The organism is Vibrio sp. 704, from assembly GCF_033339295.1.
On the sequence record NZ_JAWOUH010000323.1, the window covers coordinates 1 to 785 of the forward strand.

Genomic DNA, 785 nt, shown 5'->3' on the forward strand with positions numbered 1-785 from the left:
ATCGACTGTAGCTTGGCTAGAGAAGTAATGCCCACCCAAGTTGGAATTAAAACGCCCAAGGTAACCGACCATTGAATCAAGCACAGATTGAGGAACTTGCGAGCCGCCAGGCCCATCAAAAAACGTAACTGGTTTGTCATTATGATACTGAGCCAGCGCGGGAAACTGTTCTCTGATTTGATTAAGATTGAAGTTCATTACGTTTGTCCGTAGCGGTTAATACAAAGACATCCATGTGGCCTGCTTGGTCATCAATCACAGAACGAATTGGACAGGCGTTGTGCCAAAGTTTGCTGTCAGCCAACATCGCCACTTCCCCGTTTTCTAATACTTTGCGGAAAAATGGGGCTTGGTTATGGCTACTGTATAGCATGATGTCACCACCAATGATGTTGTGACGACCAACACCAACCATCGCGATATGATCAAAACCGTCTTGGTGCACACCTTCTGGCGCGACCTGCGTTTCGCTATCTAATGCAGTGATTCGAATCTGGTGAATTTCGATTTCTTGACCATTTGGAAGGTGGTTTGCGCTCACGAATAGCGCGCACATTTCGCGAAAGCCGTCACTTGCTAAAATGTCTTTCTCGATAGGTTCAAATTGACGAATGACATCACCCTGAAATCGGTTGATATCTGAAGACTGTACAAAGCTGTTCTTGTTCAAATCTATCACTTGTCCATCTTCAAAACTCACGACTGAGTAGCGTCGTAATCGATATTGCCCATCAGCGTGCTCAGTATGAGGTAACGCTTCAAATGAAGGCGAAAGTTGCTCAATT

The 785-nt window shown here is 45.2% G+C and carries 1 protein-coding gene and 1 pseudogene; both read right to left on the reverse strand.

Features of this window, described 5'->3' with window-relative positions; translation table 11 throughout:
- Nucleotides 1-198: pseudogene (locus R7R24_RS26200) on the reverse strand (cysteine desulfurase-like protein); the annotation flags it as partial.
- Nucleotides 182-784: a 2OG-Fe dioxygenase family protein gene (locus R7R24_RS26205; RefSeq protein ID WP_318120046.1), complete on the reverse strand. Its 603-nt coding sequence runs from the start codon at nucleotides 782-784 to the stop codon at nucleotides 182-184. The pseudogene R7R24_RS26200 and the gene R7R24_RS26205, both read right to left, overlap by 17 nt.
- Between the last annotated feature and the right edge of the window lies 1 nt (nucleotide 785).